Annotated in this window: 19 protein-coding genes and 5 tRNA genes; 10 read left to right on the forward strand and 14 right to left on the reverse strand. The window is 35.8% G+C overall.

All coding sequences use genetic code 11. The annotated features are described in order from the left end of the window. Window positions 1-28 precede the first annotated feature (28 nt). Both EG342_RS19505 and EG342_RS19510 read right to left on the reverse strand, forming a co-directional pair. Window positions 29-1,924: a M56 family metallopeptidase gene (locus EG342_RS19505; protein ID WP_103292858.1), complete on the reverse strand. Its 1,896-nt coding sequence runs from the start codon at window positions 1,922-1,924 to the stop codon at window positions 29-31. Between the two features lie 5 nt (window positions 1,925-1,929). Further along, window positions 1,930-2,295 (reverse strand): BlaI/MecI/CopY family transcriptional regulator, encoded by a 366-nt coding sequence (locus tag EG342_RS19510; RefSeq protein WP_103292711.1) that lies wholly within the window; start codon window positions 2,293-2,295, stop codon window positions 1,930-1,932. A gap of 331 nt (window positions 2,296-2,626) precedes the next feature. Between EG342_RS19510 and EG342_RS19515 the strand changes: the two genes are divergently transcribed. After that, window positions 2,627-3,208 carry a hypothetical protein gene (locus EG342_RS19515; RefSeq protein WP_103292712.1) on the forward strand — a complete coding sequence of 194 codons (582 nt, stop codon included), beginning with the start codon at window positions 2,627-2,629 and terminating at the stop codon, window positions 3,206-3,208. A gap of 353 nt (window positions 3,209-3,561) precedes the next feature. On the opposite strand, the gene EG342_RS19520 is transcribed toward EG342_RS19515, so the two are convergent. Beyond that, window positions 3,562-4,008 (reverse strand): GNAT family N-acetyltransferase, encoded by a 447-nt coding sequence (locus tag EG342_RS19520; protein WP_103292713.1) that lies wholly within the window; start codon window positions 4,006-4,008, stop codon window positions 3,562-3,564. A gap of 181 nt (window positions 4,009-4,189) precedes the next feature. Here EG342_RS19520 and EG342_RS19525 point away from each other — a divergent pair, with 181 nt between their 5' ends. Continuing rightward, a complete protein-coding gene (locus EG342_RS19525; RefSeq protein WP_103292859.1) occupies window positions 4,190-4,903 on the forward strand; it encodes a 2OG-Fe(II) oxygenase in 714 nt (237 codons plus the stop codon). Window positions 4,904-4,979: 76 nt separating this feature from the next. Then, on the forward strand, window positions 4,980-5,228 hold the full coding sequence (locus tag EG342_RS19530) for an Ada metal-binding domain-containing protein (RefSeq protein WP_103292714.1): 249 nt from the start codon (window positions 4,980-4,982) through the stop codon (window positions 5,226-5,228). A gap of 179 nt (window positions 5,229-5,407) precedes the next feature. Here EG342_RS19530 and EG342_RS19535 read toward each other — a convergent pair. The 5 genes from EG342_RS19535 to EG342_RS19555 all read right to left on the reverse strand — a co-directional run bounded on the left by EG342_RS19535 (window position 5,408) and on the right by EG342_RS19555 (window position 5,925). Next, a tRNA-Met gene (locus EG342_RS19535) sits at window positions 5,408-5,480 on the reverse strand. Between the two features lie 38 nt (window positions 5,481-5,518). Then, a tRNA-Met gene (locus EG342_RS19540) sits at window positions 5,519-5,591 on the reverse strand. A 38-nt stretch (window positions 5,592-5,629) separates the two neighbouring features. Further along, window positions 5,630-5,702, reverse strand: a tRNA-Met gene (locus EG342_RS19545). 39 nt (window positions 5,703-5,741) lie between these two features. Continuing rightward, window positions 5,742-5,814: transfer RNA gene (locus tag EG342_RS19550), tRNA-Met, on the reverse strand. Window positions 5,815-5,852: 38 nt separating this feature from the next. Further along, window positions 5,853-5,925, reverse strand: a tRNA-Met gene (locus EG342_RS19555). A 101-nt stretch (window positions 5,926-6,026) separates the two neighbouring features. Between EG342_RS19555 and EG342_RS19560 the strand changes: the two genes are divergently transcribed. The 7 genes from EG342_RS19560 (at window position 6,027) to EG342_RS19590 (ending at window position 12,120) form a co-directional block, all read left to right on the forward strand. Continuing rightward, the gene (locus tag EG342_RS19560) at window positions 6,027-6,638 is read left to right on the forward strand and encodes an L-threonylcarbamoyladenylate synthase (RefSeq protein WP_103292715.1); all 612 of its coding nucleotides are present in this window, start codon (window positions 6,027-6,029) and stop codon (window positions 6,636-6,638) included. A gap of 15 nt (window positions 6,639-6,653) precedes the next feature. After that, complete coding sequence (locus EG342_RS19565; RefSeq protein ID WP_123868134.1) at window positions 6,654-7,364, forward strand: CPBP family intramembrane glutamic endopeptidase; 711 nt, start codon at window positions 6,654-6,656, stop codon at window positions 7,362-7,364. Between the two features lie 4 nt (window positions 7,365-7,368). Then, complete coding sequence (yaaA, locus tag EG342_RS19570) at window positions 7,369-8,127, forward strand: peroxide stress protein YaaA (protein ID WP_103292860.1); 759 nt, start codon at window positions 7,369-7,371, stop codon at window positions 8,125-8,127. Continuing rightward, window positions 8,128-8,976: a peptide chain release factor N(5)-glutamine methyltransferase gene (gene prmC, locus EG342_RS19575; RefSeq protein WP_103292717.1), complete on the forward strand. Its 849-nt coding sequence runs from the start codon at window positions 8,128-8,130 to the stop codon at window positions 8,974-8,976. A gap of 64 nt (window positions 8,977-9,040) precedes the next feature. Then, a complete protein-coding gene (locus EG342_RS19580; protein WP_103292718.1) occupies window positions 9,041-9,400 on the forward strand; it encodes a DUF4180 domain-containing protein in 360 nt (119 codons plus the stop codon). Between the two features lie 580 nt (window positions 9,401-9,980). Beyond that, entirely contained in the window at window positions 9,981-10,556 is a 576-nt protein-coding gene (locus tag EG342_RS19585) for a hypothetical protein (RefSeq protein WP_103292719.1), read from the forward strand. Window positions 10,557-10,563: 7 nt separating this feature from the next. Further along, window positions 10,564-12,120, forward strand: coding sequence for a lectin-like domain-containing protein (locus EG342_RS19590; protein ID WP_103292720.1), 1,557 nt, complete (start codon window positions 10,564-10,566; stop codon window positions 12,118-12,120). A 7-nt stretch (window positions 12,121-12,127) separates the two neighbouring features. Here the strand turns inward: EG342_RS19590 and EG342_RS19595 are convergent, their stop codons facing one another. From EG342_RS19595 to EG342_RS19620, 6 genes are all read right to left on the reverse strand, one after another. Continuing rightward, complete coding sequence (locus tag EG342_RS19595) at window positions 12,128-13,102, reverse strand: NAD-dependent epimerase/dehydratase family protein (protein ID WP_103292721.1); 975 nt, start codon at window positions 13,100-13,102, stop codon at window positions 12,128-12,130. Between the two features lie 43 nt (window positions 13,103-13,145). Then, on the reverse strand, window positions 13,146-13,931 hold the full coding sequence (locus EG342_RS19600; protein WP_103292722.1) for an SDR family NAD(P)-dependent oxidoreductase: 786 nt from the start codon (window positions 13,929-13,931) through the stop codon (window positions 13,146-13,148). A 158-nt stretch (window positions 13,932-14,089) separates the two neighbouring features. Next, window positions 14,090-15,178: a helix-turn-helix domain-containing protein gene (locus tag EG342_RS19605; protein ID WP_103292723.1), complete on the reverse strand. Its 1,089-nt coding sequence runs from the start codon at window positions 15,176-15,178 to the stop codon at window positions 14,090-14,092. A 31-nt stretch (window positions 15,179-15,209) separates the two neighbouring features. Beyond that, entirely contained in the window at window positions 15,210-15,863 is a 654-nt protein-coding gene (locus tag EG342_RS19610) for a rhomboid family intramembrane serine protease (protein WP_103292724.1), read from the reverse strand. Between the two features lie 5 nt (window positions 15,864-15,868). Further along, the gene (locus EG342_RS19615) at window positions 15,869-18,454 is read right to left on the reverse strand and encodes a DNA gyrase/topoisomerase IV subunit A (protein WP_103292861.1); all 2,586 of its coding nucleotides are present in this window, start codon (window positions 18,452-18,454) and stop codon (window positions 15,869-15,871) included. Next, window positions 18,429-18,938, reverse strand: a complete 510-nt coding sequence (locus tag EG342_RS19620) for a hypothetical protein (RefSeq protein WP_103292725.1) — start codon at window positions 18,936-18,938, stop codon at window positions 18,429-18,431. The genes EG342_RS19615 and EG342_RS19620 overlap by 26 nt, the downstream gene beginning before the upstream one ends. Window positions 18,939-19,014: the final 76 nt, after the last annotated feature.

Raw genomic sequence — 19,014 nt, forward strand, 5'->3', positions numbered from 1 at the left:
AACCGTATTGACAAAGCTTGATTAAACTTTATTTCTTGGTCTGAATTTTTATTTCACCTTCAGCTCCCTTTACCATCTTTCCTTTGTAGACATTCACGCTGGCTATATTGTCAGGACTTAAAGCGTTAGCTTCTTCTTTCGAAACTTCTTTTCCGTCTATATAATATTTGATATTATCTCCTCCGCTTACCTTGAATTTTTTAACCCCATTCAAAGCTATATTTCCGCTGCCATCTTTTTTAATATAATCGGCCTGCATCACCATTACTCTGGGAGAACCTTTGCTGAAGTCAGTTTCTTTAAAGTTTTTAAAAGCTATCATGGTAGATTTTTCTCTTTCCAACCTTGCTTTTGCATTTTCTATCCTTGCCGCATCATTTTCTCTTCTTGCTTTGTCGTTCTCTATTCTTGCCTTTTCACCTTCCAATCTGGCTTTTTCGCCTTCTTTCATCGCTTTTTGAGCATCCTTTCTGGCTTTTTCACTTTCCTTCAATGCTTGTTTGGCCTCTTTCATTGCCTGGCGTACTTCTTCTTTTTCCTTCGGACCCAGATCGCTGTAAGATACCGTATGATTTTTATAGTAAATCACTCGTGAGCTTTTGGGAGCAGCAGGAGGAGCCGGCGGTGTAGATGGAGCGATTCCTGGTTCTGATGGAGCTGCCGGCGGATCCGGGAAGTCAACATCAACATCTAAATTCGACAGATCCGGTATTTCAACCTTCATATTTTCAATTTCCTGCAATTTATTTTTCCATTCAGGAGATTTGAAATACTCGGTAGTTGCTTTAAGAGCTTGATTATCGGCCAGCTTTCCTATTTCTCCGGCAAGCTTGCTAATCTCTTTAATTTTCTTATCAAAAGCGTCAGTTCCCGGTTTTAGTTTATCCAGTTCTTTCCCTTTTTTATCAATTTTCTTCTCAATTGCAGATAGTTTTTTCTCATCATCTGAATTTAAAGCCTTTGGCTCTTTAACATTTTCCGCTCCTGCTTTTTCAGATCTCACTGTATCTTTTTGCATTTGAGAAACCACTTTTTTGATAGACAGATTGGTTTCTTCAATTTCTCTGTTTTTAGCATTTACCAGATAAGCAAAAGCTACTGAAAATAAAACCGGTAATGCTAAAATTCTTCGCGCATATCCGAATTTGGTTTTTGGTTTTTGTAACATCTTAAGTCTTTTTTTAAGGTTTGAACTTAGAAACGGACTGGTGGCAGGCAACTGTGTTCCGGAAAAGTGGCTTGCTAAAAGCATCTGCGCAAATGCTTTGGTGTCCGAGTGTTTTACGGCTTTTTTATCAGCCAGGTATTCATGAATTAAACTAATTTCTTTTTTGATCAAATGAAAGAACGGATTGAACCAGAAAACAGAGGTAATCACCTCAATAAAGATTTTATCGAATGAATGTTTCTGTTCAATATGTACCATTTCGTGCTTTAAAATCTGCTTTCCGACTTCAGAATTCAATGTGATTGTATTCTTCCAGAAAAGGTTTTTAAAGTATGAAAATGGTGCTTCAGTCAGGTTTGTACGGTAAAAATTGATCCCGTCAAAGCTTTCTTTCTGAAACTGTTTTTTAAACTGCTGGATTTTGAAAATCCCGTAGATCAACTTCCCTAAAAGATAGAGAGAAACCAGTCCCAGAGCTGAAAAAATAAGGTTAAAATAAAGGTTACCATTGTTTACGTTTTTTTCGGTATTAAAGTTTTGAATTTTATCAAGAAGCATATACATCTCATGATTCACCTCTATGGTAAAATCATCTACCTTGATAAGCGGCAATAGCAGCGATATCAGCATAGCAGACAACAGATAAAATCTGTTATAATGATGGAACGTCTTGTCTTTTAAAGACAACTGATAATACAAAAACGTTACACCAGAACATATAGTTACTTTTACAAAGTACAGAAGTATTGCTTCCATAGTCATTAGTTTTTCTTTTTGAGTTCGTCCAATAGCATCTCAAGATCTTCTACGGTCATTTCATTCTTTTCTACAAGGAAAGAAACAGCACTTTTATAAGAACCTTTAAAATAATTTTTCACTAGACTTTTCATTGTCTTCCCGGAATATTGTTCTTTTGAAACCAATGGGAAATACTCATGTTGTCTTCCATACACATTGAAGTCTACGAATTCTTTATCTTTCAATACTTTTAAAATGGTAGAAACAGTATTGGTATGCGGTTTCGGTTCCGGAAAAAGATCAAGAACATCTTTAAGAAATCCTTTTTCAATTTTCCATAAATACTGCATCACCTGCTCTTCTGCTTTTGTCAAAGTCTGAATTTTCATATTCTTTCATTTATTATGATGATACAAAACGATCAAAATTTCATATCACTAAGAAATTAGTTATACAAATGTAGAAATAAAATCGAATCCAACAACTATTTTTTTAGTGATAAAACCTGATTTAAATATAATCGACTGATTATCAATTAAATAAATTTATTTAAAATATATTAAATTAGTAATAGAGTGAAATCATCACCTAGCTATTTGGCAGGAAAATAATAGTTTCTGCTTTAAATTCTTAAAACTTGTTAATTTTTATTAAATAAAATTAAATTGAATTTGTTTTAACCGGGAAATTATATTTATTTTAGTGCTTTAAAAATTTCTCATGAAAAGATATAATTTATTGATTGTACTATTACTGCTTATTTTCAACGTTACTACAGCGCAAAAGAAGAATTCTCCGGCTGCAGATCTTAGCATATTAAAGGATACAAAATCAAAAATCGAAGCTACCGTTCCATTAGTTATTAAGCATCTTCAGGCCATCGCCACTAAAGAGGGCGACAACAACATTGTGACGAACGGGAAAATCGCTGTGGGTAAAGAATATGGTGTTCTGGAATCAGAATGGTATTTATACAGAAATAATATGAAGAACTGTATCTTAAATAATTCTTCGAAAAAAGCTAAAAAATGTATGGACTACCATACTCAGTATTTAAGAAATACATTCATCAATTACAACAATTATATTTCAAACCTTACAAGAAAGAACGGCTATTTAGGAGTAGAAGGTGATACAAAATTTGAGTTTAAGCCTGCTGATATCACTACAAAGCTAAGTGAAGCTTATTCCAATGCCAGTGATGCTGCAGGAAGAATGAAGGCAGATCAGAAAAGAGAGTTCTTGGGACAAACGATGTCTGATGACAATAAACTGACTCCTTACGCTCAGTTGGCTCAATAAAATAACCACCTGTTTAAAATACAAAAAGAGAACTGCAGATGCAGTTCTCTTTTTTATTAGAGCAAAAAATCTCCACCAGAAAAAGCAGTTTTGTGGTACTAATCATAAAACTTTGGGGAAAAAGTAGAAAATGTGGCGGAGATTTTTTTGCATACACTCTACAGATCAACTGTCCTACCCATGACCTGTAGAGCGGTACAAAAATAGAATTATGCGGTATACCTTTAAAAGGAATACCTGTAGAATTAAATAACAGAAACTGTAGAAGTAATACTACCTAAACTAATATAAGAAAGCTGAGACCTGAAAAAGGAATAGCTTATCCTACTTCATTCAATTTTTAGCATTTCTATTTATTTCCACCAATGATAATAATTGTGCAGGCCATCATATTCGAACCCACAACGTGGATATAATGTATTTCCGATATCGTTGGCTTTTTCCGTTTCAAGCATAAGACCACAGGCTCCTGTCTCTTCGCACCATTGCTTACTACGATCAATCAGAGCAACAGAAAGCCCCTTTCCTCTGTAATCAGGATGTACAAACAAGTCACTCAGCAGCCATTGCTTCTGTAGTTTTGTATAATGAAACAGCTTGTAGAGCTGAACAAAGCCTACAGCCTTTCCATCGGCTATGGCCAAAAAAATATCAGACTCACTGTTTAAAAATCTTTCTTTAAGAAAAGCCTTTCCTTTTTCCAAATCCGATTCCTGTCTGTAAAAAACTCTGTAAAGATTGAATAATTCTGCCGTCTCATCAAGATCTTCAAGACTTGCTTTTTTAATGCTGTAATTCATCGTTATTTTTATTTTTAATTAACAGCACAAAAATATCTGTAATGAGGACTGCTTTTATGATCCAGATTGAAGCTATATCAATAGTCCAGCATTTTTTTAAATCTACCTCCGTCAATATCGCATGTTTCGGATTTTATACGTGAGTTGAACTTCAGAACTTTGTATGGATAAAACAAAAGAAATGATCAATATTATACAGAAAATTAAAAATACCGATTGGCCTCTTATTACTGAAGAAATGCATCAAAAAGGATATTCCGTCATTTCCAATCTATTATCTGAGGAAGATTGTGATTCATTACGATCAGCCTATAATCAGCCGGATCTATATCGTAAAACGGTCGTGATGGCAAGACATCGTTTCGGATTAGGAGAATACAAATATTTCAATTATCCACTTCCTGATCTCATTCAGACCGTACGAACTCAAATATATCCTTATCTCGCTCCCATTGCTAATTCCTGGTTCAAGGCTTTGCATATTAATATTCAGTATCCGTTACAGCATGAAGAATTTTTAAAACAATGCCATTCCAATCAGCAGCAAAAGGCAACTCCTTTGATTCTAAAATATGAAAAGGGAGGTTTCAATACTTTACATCAGGATTTATACGGAGATATTTATTTTCCAATCCAAATCGTATTGATGTTAAGTGACCCTGAAAAAGATTTTACAGGTGGTGAGTTTGTGCTTACCCAGCAGGTTCCAAGGGCTCAGTCAAAGGCGATTGTTTTACAGCCTAAGAAAGGAGATATTCTTATTTTCACAACCAATTTTAAACCCGAAAAAGGAAACAAAGGATATTACAGGGTCAATATGAAGCACGGGGTAAGTGAAGTAAAAGAAGGAAGTCGATACGCTTTGGGAATTATTTTTCATGATGCTACAAGCTAGATGGGTGTTTTTTATCCTACTATTAGAACTGACTTTATGTTTATACGCATCAATTTTGAATATTTTAAATTAGAATATGTTATTGCACTTACAACTCTCAGACTCTGAAGTATGGAAAAAAATCCATAGCCGGGAAATTCGTTTTGGTGGAAACAGAAAATTAAAGATTTACGGATTACTTCGCTGTACATCCGGAAAAAGGATGAAAAGAGAAAACAGAGCTTTCTTTAAAAACGAAAAAGAAGCCACACAAAATGGTTATCGTCCTTGTGGTCACTGTATAAGAGAAGAATATACAAAATGGAAAAAGACGGGAACAATATGAAAAGTGAAAAGACAACCAGAGTATGTAAGCCTGTGTAATTCTTAAATCTTACATAAAGAATTCAACTAAAAACAAAACACTTTATCTTCAAAATAACCAAACTTTTGCCTGACCCCCAATTTTGACACTCCATTTCAGGAATAAAAAAAAGAGAAGCAATTAATGCTTCTCTTCTTTAGTAGCGGGAACCGGACTCGAACCGATGACCTTCGGGTTATGAGCCCGACGAGCTACCTACTGCTCCATCCCGCGGTGTATTTTTAGAGTGCTTACCGAAAGCACTTGCTTAGTAGCGGGAACCGGACTCGAACCGATGACCTTCGGGTTATGAGCCCGACGAGCTACCTACTGCTCCATCCCGCGGTGTATTTTTAGAGTGTTTACCGAAAACACTTGCTTAGTAGCGGGAACCGGACTCGAACCGATGACCTTCGGGTTATGAGCCCGACGAGCTACCTACTGCTCCATCCCGCGGTGTATTTTTAGAGTGCTTACCGAAAGCACTTAACTTAGTAGCGGGAACCGGACTCGAACCGATGACCTTCGGGTTATGAGCCCGACGAGCTACCTACTGCTCCATCCCGCGGTGTATTTTTAGAGTGTTTACCGAAAACACTTACTTAGTAGCGGGAACCGGACTCGAACCGATGACCTTCGGGTTATGAGCCCGACGAGCTACCTACTGCTCCATCCCGCGATATTGGATTGCAAATGTACGACTTTTTTTTAAAAATCCTAATTTTTCTTTTAAATAAAGGACTTTTATGAAAACTATTTTATTATTTGTATCTTTGTTTTATGGCAAAAATCTTGAAAATTTACCCCGATAACCCACAGGAAAATCTTGTGAATGAGGTTATTAAAACGTTAAAAAATGGTGGATTAATTATCTATCCTTCTGATACAATCTATGCCCTGGGCTGCAACATTTTTGACATTAAAGCCATGGAAAAACTGGCTCAATTGAAAAAAATGAAGCTTGAAAAGTCAAAATTCTCGATTATATGTAATGATCTGAGCCATCTTTCTGACTTTACAAGGCCTATTGATACGTCAGTTTTCAGGTTTCTGAAAAATCATCTTCCGGGGCCTTTTACCTTTATTCTGGATGCCAACAAAAGTTTGCCGCTGGCTTATAAAGGACATAAAACAATTGGTATCCGTGTTCCGGCCCACCCGATTCCACAGCTTATCGTTGAGAAATTAGGTCATCCTATTGCGTCAACGTCTATCCATGATGACGATGAAATTATTGAATACTCTACAGATCCTGAGCTTATTGCTGAAAAATATGATCACCTCGTGGATATTGTCATCGATTCAGGATATGGAGATAATGTAGCCTCAACTATTGTAGACCTTACTTCGGGAGAACCGGAAGTTATCCGTCAGGGGAAAGGAATTATTTAAGGTAAGGGATATATTTTGAAGGATTTAAGTCTTAACAGAAAATATTCTGTGGGAATTCTGCTCACTTTTGTGCTTTTAGCCTCAGTGATGCTATACGCTTTTCCTGCTATTAGTTTTTTTACAGGAATAAAAAGTAATACGGCAGGCAGCTTTTATATCAGCAGAATTGTATTGTGGGTAGTCTTAATCATTATATTTCTCTACACTCTTTTTGTTGAAAGAGGATCCTTTTTACTCCAGGAAGAGAAAAAATATGCTGTCTCATTTTATGCTAAAGCTGTCATTGGATTATATCTGGCTTCCGTTTTTGGCAGTGCTTTTCTCAATATATTAGTTCACCTGGTAACGCATGAAAACACCAGCGACAAACTGGTTGCGATCTCCTATCTTTTTAAAAATGATTATTTTTTAATTATTTTTACATGCCTTACGGCTGGCGTTATGGAAGAATTGCTGATGAGAGGATATATGCAGCCCAGAATAGAGAAAATATATAACAGTTCTATTGCAGGCATCGTTATTTCAGCTGTTTTATTCGGAATCCTTCACAGTACCTATGGAACTATCGGACAGGTGGTAATCACCTCCTTTATTGGAATTGTTTTCGCCCTGTTTTATAAAAAATATTCAAATATTAAAATTCTGATCATCTGTCATTTTATGATTGACTTTGTCTCGCTGATGATCATGAACTTTATTGATTTTAAACACTTATCTGTATTTTAACATTATGAAAATTGTAACATCACCTGCAAAATTAATGAACGTAGAAAACTCAACCGATCTGTTGAAATCTTCTACTCCTAAATTCATTGAAGATGCAGCATTTATACAATCTTATTTAAAAGAAAAATCACCCAAATATCTGTCAGAATTGATGGAAATATCCCCCAAACTGGCGGATGAAAACTGGGAAAGAAATCAAAAATGGAAATCAAAACCTACCGCAAAGGAGTCTGCTCCTGCTATGTATGCCTTTACAGGAGAGGTTTACAGAGGTTTGGATGCCAAAACACTGGAGAAAGATGCCGTAGATTACCTGCAAAAGAATTACCGGATGCTTTCCGGGCTATATGGCTTGTTGAAACCATCTGATAAAGTAATGCTTTACAGGCTTGAAATGGGCCGTCCTTTTGTATTTGACCAGTATAAAAACCTGTACGAGTTCTGGAGAGAAAAAATCACAGAGCAACTGAATTCTGAAATGAAAAAAGGAGAAATTCTTCTTCACCTAGCCAGCAACGAATATGGAAAAGTAATCGACAGAAAAAAATTAAATCATCCTGTTGTTGATTTTGATTTTTATGAATTAAAAGAAGGGAAACTGAAAACCATCGTAGTATACACCAAACATGCGAGAGGACTTATGGTACGATTCTGTGCGGAAACTCAGGCTAAAACATTGGAAGATGTAAAAGCATTCAACTATGAAGGATACAGAATTGATGAAGAAAAGTCAACAGATACAAAACTGGTTTTTACAAGATAGATGACGATTTCAGCATTTAAAAAATATTTCAAAAGTGAGCTTTCCGACCTTTATACTGAGTCGGAAAGTACTTTTTTATCTTCCACATTCTTACATAAAATTGTTGGTTTTGATAACTTCGAGCAAAGAAGATTTTCTGAGCAGGACATTTTGATTGATGATGAAAAGCAGCTTATTGGTCTGGTTTCAGCATTAAAAACAGGAAGGCCTTATCAGCAGATTTTGGGTGAGACTGAATTTTACGGGATGAAATTCTTTGTAGATGAAAATGTATTAATTCCGCGCCCTGAAACTGAAGAACTGCTTGAGATAGCTATTCGGGAAATCCGAAATTTAAAGAATAAAGAACAAGGATTGAGAATTCTGGATATCGGAACCGGAAGCGGCGTAATTCCTTTGGTGTTAAAAAAGCATTTTCCTGAAGCCAAAGTTTTTTCTATTGATTTTTCCGGGAAAGCGTTACAAACTGCTCAACGCAATGCTGAATATCATAATCTTGACGTTCAGTTTATTCATGCGGATTACCTGAATTTTGAACTGACTGAAAGCTATGACATTATTATTTCAAATCCTCCATACATCGGCATTGAGGAAGAAGTTGAAATTGAAAATTCAGTGAAAGGTTTTGAACCTACAATGGCACTCTTCTCTCCTACCTCAGATGCATTGATCTTTTATCGGAAAATTGCAGAAGATGCTCAAAAGTATCTCAATGAGGAAGGTCTTTTATTTTTAGAAATCAATCAGAAATTAGGACCTGAAACACTGGAATTATACCATTCTCTGACTGACGCTCAACTATTGAAGGACTTATCGGAAAACGACAGATTCATTTATGGAAGAAAATAAGTAAATTGATATTTTCAAATTGCTATACAGAATTTTTTCTAAAATACTATTAAACTCAATCACCATGCTCATCAAATCACATCATATCAACGATATCAAAATTGCAGAAGTTATCTCTGAAGGTCTATTGATTCATTCTGCACAGGACGGACTGGATCTTATGGGAGACGTCTATTATCAAGGGTTTGATAAAGTAATTATTTATGAAAAAAATATTACTCCGGATTTTTTTGATCTGAAAACAAAGATGGCCGGTGACATTCTACAGAAGTTTTCAAATTATCGCATTGCGCTGGCTATTGTCGGAGATTTTAGCAAATATGAAAGTAAAAGTCTGAAGGATTTTATCTTTGAAAGCAATAAAACAAAACATATCAATTTCGTTGCGATGCTGGAAGAAGCTCTGGAAAACTTCTCAAAATAATACCTGTAAAGCAATAGAAAAGAGATGAATAAGGGAGAGAAAGGCTTTTATTCTTTGTATATATTATTAATTAAAAAATTTTAATATGCATAGCTTATTAAATTTAAACTATTTAATATACAAAATAACTAATATTAGACACATTAAAATAAAATAATATTAACAAATCAAATAAAACAAAATTTTATTACAATAAAATGGAGAAATAAAATAAATTATTTGTACTTTTGAAAAAATTAAAAAAAACACACTTTATGAATATTACTGATAATACTACTACTCCAAAGTAGTAAAATTGCCTGCTATTTTTCAACTCTGATAGCACAATCCACAAAGGACAATATTATTTTTCAAATTTTGAAACCATGTATATTACCTGGTCTCAGCCTTATTTTGAAAAATAGGTATACTATACCGATACCCTGCATTCAACCCGGTTGATTGCTTTGGATATCTGTTTTCAAAAAACTACATAATCCGGAAATCCAATGAGAGCATCTTTTAAAAAATTAAAAGTATGATTATGCTTTTAATAAGTAATATAGGCAACTATTATTAACAATAAATACACTACACTACGATGAAAAACATCTTTCTAAAAACCGCATTTTTATTGGTAAGTGCGTTTTCGTATGCCCAAGTTGGGATTAATACCCCTACACCAGACGGAAGTGCAGCACTTGACATCTACAGTCAAAACAAAGGAATGCTGGTACCCCGTCTTACCACTGCCAAAAGGGATGCTATTCCTAATCCGGCGACTTCTCTTATCATCTATGATACAGACAAAAAGTGCCTGAGCCAGAATATAGGTACTCCAACCACTCCCGATTGGTTATGCATCAGTGGAAGCGCTGTCAGAATGTTTTATATGCCAAGTGTTTCCTTTGATACTTCACAAAATGCCACCGGACAGACCAAAGATTTATATACTCTTTATAAAAATCAGTTTGGCTCGCCTAAGGCTAAAAGTACAAGTGCACCGGCTTCAATCCCTTTTTTCCCTTCCAGTAAAGATTTATACTATTATGTAACGGATGCTGATCCTAATGTCTTCAGCAATATTTCAATTTCTGATTCGGGAGTGATGACTTATAATGTAAAAGCAGCTGCGACGGATTGTTCATTCATCAATATTGTTTTCGTTGTTAAATAACTTTGCTATGATAAAGAACAATCTCATATTATATCGGAAAAAGTTCTTGTTTGCAAGCTTACTGTTCATCTTTTCTCAACATCTTTTAGCTCAGAATGAACAAGGAACGGGTTATCCCTATTTTGTAAGTTTTACAGAGGGATTACAACCTCAGGAGGCTTACAAAGTAACGACAACCGGTGTTCAGAACGATGCCACATTTACTACAGAAGGCTTACGATTAACCAGAAATGTGAACAATACATCCGGAGGGGTTATATTGGCTGACAGGATATTTAAAAGTGATCAGGGGATTAAATTTGAATTTGAATATGTAATCTACGGAGGAAACTCCAATGGTGGAGACGGAATTTCTATATTTCTTGTAGACGGATCAATTCCTAAGCAACAGCTCAATATCGGATATTTCGGAGGAGGACTTGGCTATACCTTTGTCCTGAGAAACCCAAGACAAGGAGGAAATTTAGAAGGATTAAGAGGTGCTTATTTAGGTATCGGACTGGATGAGTTTGGAAATTTTAAAACCAGATTCCGTCAGGGTGACAGAACAAGAAACGGGCTTACTGATGTATCAATAGCCGGTTGGCGAAGTAACATCACCTTGAGAGGTAAGCGTGGAAACCAATATCTTTCATCTTCTGAACCTGCCGGCTACAATGGTTATCCGTTACTTTACAGCACGGCAACCAATACGGCGCCTTCAAGCAACAACCGTTCTGTGTACCTGGATGTTCAGACCGGGAAGCATGTTGGTATTAAAAGCCCCAACTTTAGCCAATTCAACATGGAAAGTGGCGGAAACTCAATTCCTCAAAATGAAACTGATGCAAGATTCCGTAAAGCCTATGTCACATTGGTTCCTAATCCAGCAGGTGGTTATAATATCACGCTGGAGATTCAGCATGGCAATGTAAAAGAGAAAATCGTTGATAATTATTATTATCCTACTTCTTTAAAATATACGGAAAATGCGGTACAAAATAATCAGGTAAGAACATTGGATACATCACCTCCTGCTACTTTCAGAATTGGATTTGCAGCGTCAACAGGCGATGCCAAAAACATTCACCTTTTAAAAAATTTAGGGGTTACCAGACCTTATGCAGCTGAAGTAACCGACGATTTATTTGCAGGATGTCCGAATATAAAATCTACGTATTCTCCTTTATTAAATGATGCAGCCTACTCTTCAATAAACGGTCAAAATCCACCGACTGCTTCCTATGATAATATTGATTTCAATTCGTTCCGGTTTCTGGATATCAACGGAAATGTCATTCCAAATATCGTAGGTGGAGTGTATACCAATAATGAAGGAACATGGACTTATTCTCCATCGACGGGAAAATTGTCTTTCAAACCTGCCAATGGATTTATTGGAACCGCCCAAATAATGTATGACATTAAAGGTGGCGGAAGAAATGGTACTGAAGCTCCTTACAATAGTGAGAGTTACAGATCATTACCGGCATTAATACAGGTCAATATTTCAAGTGCAAATAATTGTAGTAAGGCTTGTGTTATTTCTAATAAGAATGTAACTCAAAAGCTATTTCCCAGATAGTTTTAAATTATATTAATGGTTTTTTACTTTTAAAATAATCAATAGCATCTTCAATGGCTCGATCAGTAGATTGATAATGCATATTCAATTCTTCTACCGACTTCTGATTGGAGTAATAATTACGAACCTGGAGTGCTTTCATATTGGAAGTACACAGGTTCGTCTTTATATTCAGCATTCTTAAGCCATCTCCTATCCGGCCAAAGAAATTCAGGATGGAATCAGGAATCGGGATCATAACAGGAGTTTGATTGGTGATTATATTTATTTTTTTGAAAAAATCTTTAAAACTGAGATTCTCACCCGCCAAAAGGTATTTTTCACCATTTTTCCCTTTTTCAATGGCTTTTACGACTCCATCTGCAGCATCTTCAACATGAACAAAATTTTTCCCACCCTTCGGATAAAATACAACCCTCTTTTTCCATGCCCAGAAGATGAGCTTTCCCGAACTGGGCTTGTTGTCGTAAGGACCGATCATAAAGGTTGGATTGAGAATAACTACTTCTGTATTTTTATGTTGTTTCAAAAGATAATTTTCAGCCTCCAGTTTACTTTGGGCATACAACGATCGGGTGAAAGGATAGGCCTGAGGCTTCCTTTCATTTCCGGGTTTATCATCACTTCCATAGCCCATCGTATTGGCTGAACTGATGAAAAGAAATTTTCTTACCCCGCAAGCTTCTGCCTGAGTAAACAAATCAGCCACACTATCACAATTCACTTTCTGATACTCCTTATAACTTAGCAGGTCCTGACGAGTTTCTGCAGCAATATGAATGAAACAATCGACCTGATATAAAAATAAGGAGATATCAGCAGACAAATCTCCTTCAACCAGTTCTAAATTCTCGTCCTTTTTACCCAAATAGCTGCTTTTCTTGCGCACCAGAGCAATAACAGAATAACCATCTTTTAATAATTTAATAATAACATTAGCTCCCAGAAGCCCACTGGCTCCGGTAACAAAAACTTTTTTCATATACTTCTTTTTTCTAAAACCACTTATAATTCATAGTATGGTTTTATGCTTCAATCTCTCTTTTGATGGCCTGGGTCATTAATGGAAGTTTTATCCAGATCGGTAAAATTTTCATCACCAGCCAGCTTATTGGATTCACCATAATTACGGAATCTTTTTTAAATAACTGACGAATACAATAGGATGCCACATTATCGGGATCTAAAAGTGTCAGTCTTCCCATGAATCCCTGCTTTTCAATCCGTTTGCAGACATCGGTATTGGTTTTCATCGCACCAGGATTCACAACACTTACAAAAACGTTGGTATCTTTTAATTCTTCATGTAAGCCTCTCGAAAATGAATGGATAAAAGTTTTGGATGCCGGATAGACCGTTTTAAAGCCAATCGGAGAAAAAGCCGCCATGCTTGAAACATTTAAAATAAACGCTTTGGGCTGCCTTAAAAGATTCGGGAGCAGTTGATGAGTAATAAGTGACGTTGCTGTTACATTTACCTGCAATATGGTATTAATATAGTCCGGCGTCGCCTCTGTAAACTTCTTTGTTCCACCAATACCTGCATTATTGATTAACATGTGAATATTGAAAGAAGCATTGATCCATTCTGTAAGCTTCATTACATTCTCCTTAACAGACAGGTCGACTTCATAATAATGAGACTTGATGGCATAGGTGTCTTCAAGTTCTTTTGAAAGCTCTTCCAGGTTCTGATCCGGAAGGCTTACCAGGATTACATTGATATGTTTCTTTGCCAGGTTTTCTGCAAATGCTTTTCCCAACCCCTGACTGGCTCCTGTAACGACTGCATATGATTCTTTGGTATCCATAAGATTAAATTTTACGATACAAAGCTATCATTCGGAAGGCCTTTTAATGTTCTGGATTATCAGAGTGAACTCATTTTCAGAAAAACGTAACATCAAATCAAAATTCTGATTATCAATATTTTAAAAACAAATAAAAGTAATACTTTATAAATCGGAACTTATTTTTTAAACTCAGAAGGAGTTTGTCCGGTCACTTTTTTAAAAGTAGTATTAAAGGAAGTCTTGGAATTGAAGCCGGACTCATAAGCTATTCCGAGAATGGAAAGTTTACTGTCAGTTTGCTTTAGTAATCTTTTTGCATAGTTTACCCTGAATTCATTCACATATTGGAAAAAGTTCTTCCCAAAGCCAGTATTGATCACATAAGACAAATGATGGGTGGAAACAGACAGCATTTCTGCAAGTTTGATCAGATTTAATTCGCTGTCAAGATATGGTTTCTGAAGCTCCATCACCTCGTCAAGCTGTGTTTTGATTCTTGTAAGTTCATCATCAGAGATCAGTTTTCTTTTCACCTCGTCTGAATCAACATCTTCATTAATGGAAATCAATTCATTACGTTGTTTTTCTTCTAAAGGATAAATTTCTTTTTGCTTTAATGAATAGTATCCTACACAATAAATAACCAGCAGAAAAACGGCATTAATAAAGAAATTTAAAGCTTTGGGATCATAAAACAGGTTGTAAATGACATAGATGATGTTTACAATAAGAAGGACCAGGATAATGTATTCCAGCCAATTCAAATTAATTCCTTCCGTATTGGAAGAAAACTGTTGAATTTTTTTCTGATGTTTCCTGATCGTGATATAGGAAAGCAATGTATAAAATACTGCCTGAAAAAGAATAAGGCTAATACTCAAATATTCAAATGGGTTGTTGTAACCTAAGGCGACTCCCCAAAGACAACCCAGAAATGCTGCGGGAAACAGTAGAAATTTGACATCCGTGATTTTGAAAGTAAAGGATGGATTGGTAAAGAATAATACACTGAAATAAAAAAAGATCGGAGTCAGATATTGGATAAACTTAACCAACAGGATAGAATGAACTTCCACAGGTGATCCAGTGATTAAGAACAAAACCTCATCCAGCCAGAAACTGGACCATAAAAAGAGAAACAGCCCAAACCAGAAATTGGCTTTTTTGTTTACTTTTAAAGGATTGGCCAATGTCAATAGAGACAAGAAAACCAATGAACCATAGATAAGTATCACGATGAAACTGTTTAATTCTGATGTGTTCATTGGTTTTGATATTTTAAGTAAAAATAATCTTTTATCCTATTCGTTTCCTTACAAATATTTCATATGCTAAATAAATTAAAGGAAGTGACATGATTCCGATATAAATTCCATTGTGCATTGCTTGTTCCGGTGCATTGGCTACAGCGTATACCAACCCCAGAAAAGCACCTCCCAAATGAGCAGCGTGTCCTATATTATCATGAGGTTTTGGATTAAGCATCATATACACAGAATATCCGAAATATCCCAACCCAAAAATATATCCAGGGATCGCAATCGGAATGAAAAACATATAAATTCCGATATCAGGCATTAATGCGATGGATGCAAAAAGAACTCCCGAAACTCCTCCACTCGCTCCAACTGCGGAATACCACGACTGCTTTTGGTAAATATACAATGACAGAAAATTCCCCAACAATATTGCTCCCAAATAAACAATAATAAAACCTATGTTTCCAAAGCCCTGCATCACTATGGGTGCAAAGAAATACAAGGTCAGCATATTAAACACAAGGTGCATGATATCAGCATGCAGAAAGCCAGATGAAAGCAGACGGATATATTCTTTCTTATAGATAATAGCTCCTACATTGAATTTATATTTTTCGGTAATAGCAAAATTATTAAAAGCGATGAAGCTGATAATAGATGTTATTGCGATACATAATATTATAATATTCATATTTTTTAATTTTCAGGTTCATCACTCTGGAAAAGGTCTCCAATCATTCCTCCTTCTTCATCTATATCTCCGGTTGGTTCAGGATCTTCATATACTTCAGGCTCTTCCTCTACAGGTTCAGGAATTGTTATATTAATCGATTTTACCTTGAATTTCGTAAACTGATTACCGATGGCTTTTATTCCTTTTACTGTAATAAATTCATCAATATTTATAACTTCAGACTCACGTTCTTTGCCTTTATCTTTAGCAAAAATAATTTCTGCCGTTACCTCATTGGCTACAATAATGTTTTCAATAAATGACTTTGGATGCTCCGATGGCATGAAAGTCTGAACATTAATTGTATTTTCAAGTAAGAATCTTTTGATAAAATAGATATCTTTTTCACCATCGTAATAAATACAGGTAATCGGTTGTGCAGGTCTCCATTTTTCAAGCACTAAGTATTCGTCATCAAAACGGTTACCAAGATCAAAAGAAACCAACTTCACCTCTCCGTTGGTATTGATGGTAAGGATTTTATCATCTCCTTTAAAACTTCCCAGTAACGTACCTCTTGCATCTGCATTCAGTCTTCTTACGGTATCATCAAACCAGATTTTTCTTGGAGCCAGTGTAGAAACGCCTTCTTCTTTCATGTCTACTTTCTTCACCGCATACTTGGTCACCAGATTTCCTTTGGAATCACGTCCTTTAATGGCAAGATCAGAGAAATTAATTTCCATTTTATTCTTTCTGATTCTTGGATTCGGTTTTAAAAGTACAGACACCGTTTCTGCTTCTCCGTTTGGATTTGCCGAAAAATAAAGTGTTTCTGATCCTTTTTTGTCTGATGCCAACGGATAATCCGTATTTCTTGTTACCCCTGTTACAGAGAATCGCTTCATATAATAAGGACCTTCTCTGCCTTCACGATAAATCATGTTGTAGACTGTTCTCTTATCGTTTTTCTTCCAAATGGCAACATGAAGAATATCTTTCCCGACAAACGTTTTCGCTTCTACTTTTACGACTTTCATGCTTCCATCCTTTCGGAAAATGATGATATCGTCTATATCAGAACAGTCAAACAGATACTGATCTTTTCTCAAAGAAGTTCCGATGAAACCTTCTTCAAAATTTGCATAGAATTTTTCATTGGCAACTGCTACTTTTGTAGCATCAATAGTATCGAAAATACGAAGTTCTGTTTTTCTTTGCTTGTCTTTTCCGTATTTCTTCTGGATATTTAAATAATAATCGATTGCATAAGCGATCAGATTAGCAAGGTGATATTTTACCTGCTCTATTTTGCCTTCCAGCGCCGCAATATTTTCTTTAAATTTATCTAAATCAAATCTTGAAATCCTTTTAATTCTGATTTCAGTAAGTTTCAGAATATCTTCTTCAGTTACCGCTCTCAGCAAGTGTTTGGTGTGGGGTTTTAATCCTTTATCAATAGTTTTCAGGACATCATCCCAGGTTTTCACCTCTTCAATATCGTGGTAGATCCTGTTTTCAATAAAGATTCTTTCCAATGAAGAAAAATGCCAGCTTTCCTGAAGTTCATGAAGCTCAATTTCAAGTTCTTTTTTAAGAAGAGAAACCGTGTGGTCTGTATTCATTTTCAGAATATCAGACACATTCATAAACATCGGCTTATCTCCAACGATTACGCATGCATTCGGGGAAATAGTTACCTGGCAGTCTGTAAATGCATACAAAGCGTCAATAGTCTTATCCGGAGATACGTCATTGTGAATATGAATCAGGATTTCTACTTTATCTGAAGTATTATCTTCAATCTTTTTGATCTTGATCTTTCCTTTCTCATTAGCTTTCAGGATAGAATCGATCAAATCACTTGTCGTCTTGGAGTAAGGAAGCTCGGAAATAACCAACGTATGTTTATCCGTTTGGGTAATTTTGGCTCTGGCTCTTACTTTTCCACCTCTGTGGCCATCATTATATTCTGAAACGTCGAGATAACCTGCCGTTAAGAAATCCGGATACAACTCGAATTTTTTCCCTTTTAAATGGGCTACGGAAGCATTGATCAGTTCATTAAAGTTGTGCGGAAGGATTTTTGTAGAAAGTCCTACTCCAATTCCTTCAACGCCCTGAGCAAGAAGCAGCGGAAACTTTACCGGAAGGTCAACCGGTTCATTATTTCTTCCATCATAGGATTTTGTCCACTCCGTAGTTTTTGGGTTAAAGACTACTTCCAAAGCGAAAGGAGTCAGTCTCGCTTCAATATACCTTGCAGCCGCCGCCGAATCTCCTGTATAGATATTTCCCCAGTTTCCCTGAGTATCTATCAATAATTCTTTCTGCCCGATCTGCACCATGGCATCCGTAATGGAAGCATCACCGTGAGGGTGATATTTCATTGTATTTCCTACGATATTGGCGACCTTATTATAACGGCCGTCTTCCAGTTCCCTCATGGAGTGCATGATTCTTCGCTGTACCGGCTTTAATCCGTCAAACACCGAAGGAATTGCTCTATCCAAAATTACATAGGAAGCATAATCCAGAAACCAGTCTTTATAGAGACCTGAAACTTTCTTCAGGCTTTCACCTTCATGCGAATGTTCTTCTGTCGTCATTTGTTTTTTTATCTTTTTTCTCTGCATTAGCTTTCACTACTTTGTTCAGAGAGAGTTTTAAATCGTTTACTTCTTTTTGGGTTAAATAAGAAATCTGGTACTTCAACATGGTAGATCCATTATTCTTACTTGAAACAGTGACATATAATCTTTTGATAAAGAAAATATTGACCACATCATATTTGATCAGTTTATATTTTGGAAATTCATCATGAAGAGGCTTGCTTAAAAAAGGAATGATATTTCTGTTTTTAAAATTTAATGCTTCTCCATCACTGTCATATTCGAAAATCTGTCGTCCGCTAACATGAAAGATTATCAACAAGAGAACGGGGATGATAATCAATAAGTAGCTTTCTTTTCCTAATGCATTGAATCTGTATTGGTTGGCCAAAAATCCAACTATTCCAAACATTACTGTCATCAAAAGCAATGTACTTACAGAATTGTAAACAGATGCTTTATTACGGTTACTAAGTCTCATTTTTTTGGGTTGTAAGTTTTCTAAATCCTACTTTCATCCAAAATGTGTTTTTATCAATATTTGAGTCGTATTCAAC

The sequence above is a fragment of the Chryseobacterium lactis genome (assembly GCF_003815875.1).
GTDB lineage: Bacteria > Bacteroidota > Bacteroidia > Flavobacteriales > Weeksellaceae > Chryseobacterium > Chryseobacterium lactis.

Coding starts and splice junctions, on each gene's coding strand:
- EG342_RS19605 (WP_103292723.1), bottom strand. CDS start 15,178: ATGAACACATCAGAATTAAACAGTTTCATCGTGATACTTATCTATGGT.
- prmC (WP_103292717.1), top strand. CDS start 8,128: ATGACGATTTCAGCATTTAAAAAATATTTCAAAAGTGAGCTTTCCGAC.
- EG342_RS19530 (WP_103292714.1), top strand. CDS start 4,980: ATGTTATTGCACTTACAACTCTCAGACTCTGAAGTATGGAAAAAAATC.
- EG342_RS19510 (WP_103292711.1), bottom strand. CDS start 2,295: ATGAAAATTCAGACTTTGACAAAAGCAGAAGAGCAGGTGATGCAGTAT.
- EG342_RS19505 (WP_103292858.1), bottom strand. CDS start 1,924: ATGGAAGCAATACTTCTGTACTTTGTAAAAGTAACTATATGTTCTGGT.
- EG342_RS19515 (WP_103292712.1), top strand. CDS start 2,627: ATGAAAAGATATAATTTATTGATTGTACTATTACTGCTTATTTTCAAC.
- EG342_RS19590 (WP_103292720.1), top strand. CDS start 10,564: ATGATAAAGAACAATCTCATATTATATCGGAAAAAGTTCTTGTTTGCA.
- EG342_RS19585 (WP_103292719.1), top strand. CDS start 9,981: ATGAAAAACATCTTTCTAAAAACCGCATTTTTATTGGTAAGTGCGTTT.
- EG342_RS19580 (WP_103292718.1), top strand. CDS start 9,041: ATGCTCATCAAATCACATCATATCAACGATATCAAAATTGCAGAAGTT.
- yaaA (WP_103292860.1), top strand. CDS start 7,369: ATGAAAATTGTAACATCACCTGCAAAATTAATGAACGTAGAAAACTCA.
- EG342_RS19520 (WP_103292713.1), bottom strand. CDS start 4,008: ATGAATTACAGCATTAAAAAAGCAAGTCTTGAAGATCTTGATGAGACG.
- EG342_RS19615 (WP_103292861.1), bottom strand. CDS start 18,454: ATGACGACAGAAGAACATTCGCATGAAGGTGAAAGCCTGAAGAAAGTT.
- EG342_RS19525 (WP_103292859.1), top strand. CDS start 4,190: ATGATCAATATTATACAGAAAATTAAAAATACCGATTGGCCTCTTATT.
- EG342_RS19610 (WP_103292724.1), bottom strand. CDS start 15,863: ATGAATATTATAATATTATGTATCGCAATAACATCTATTATCAGCTTC.
- EG342_RS19620 (WP_103292725.1), bottom strand. CDS start 18,938: ATGAGACTTAGTAACCGTAATAAAGCATCTGTTTACAATTCTGTAAGT.
- EG342_RS19595 (WP_103292721.1), bottom strand. CDS start 13,102: ATGAAAAAAGTTTTTGTTACCGGAGCCAGTGGGCTTCTGGGAGCTAAT.
- EG342_RS19560 (WP_103292715.1), top strand. CDS start 6,027: ATGGCAAAAATCTTGAAAATTTACCCCGATAACCCACAGGAAAATCTT.
- EG342_RS19600 (WP_103292722.1), bottom strand. CDS start 13,931: ATGGATACCAAAGAATCATATGCAGTCGTTACAGGAGCCAGTCAGGGG.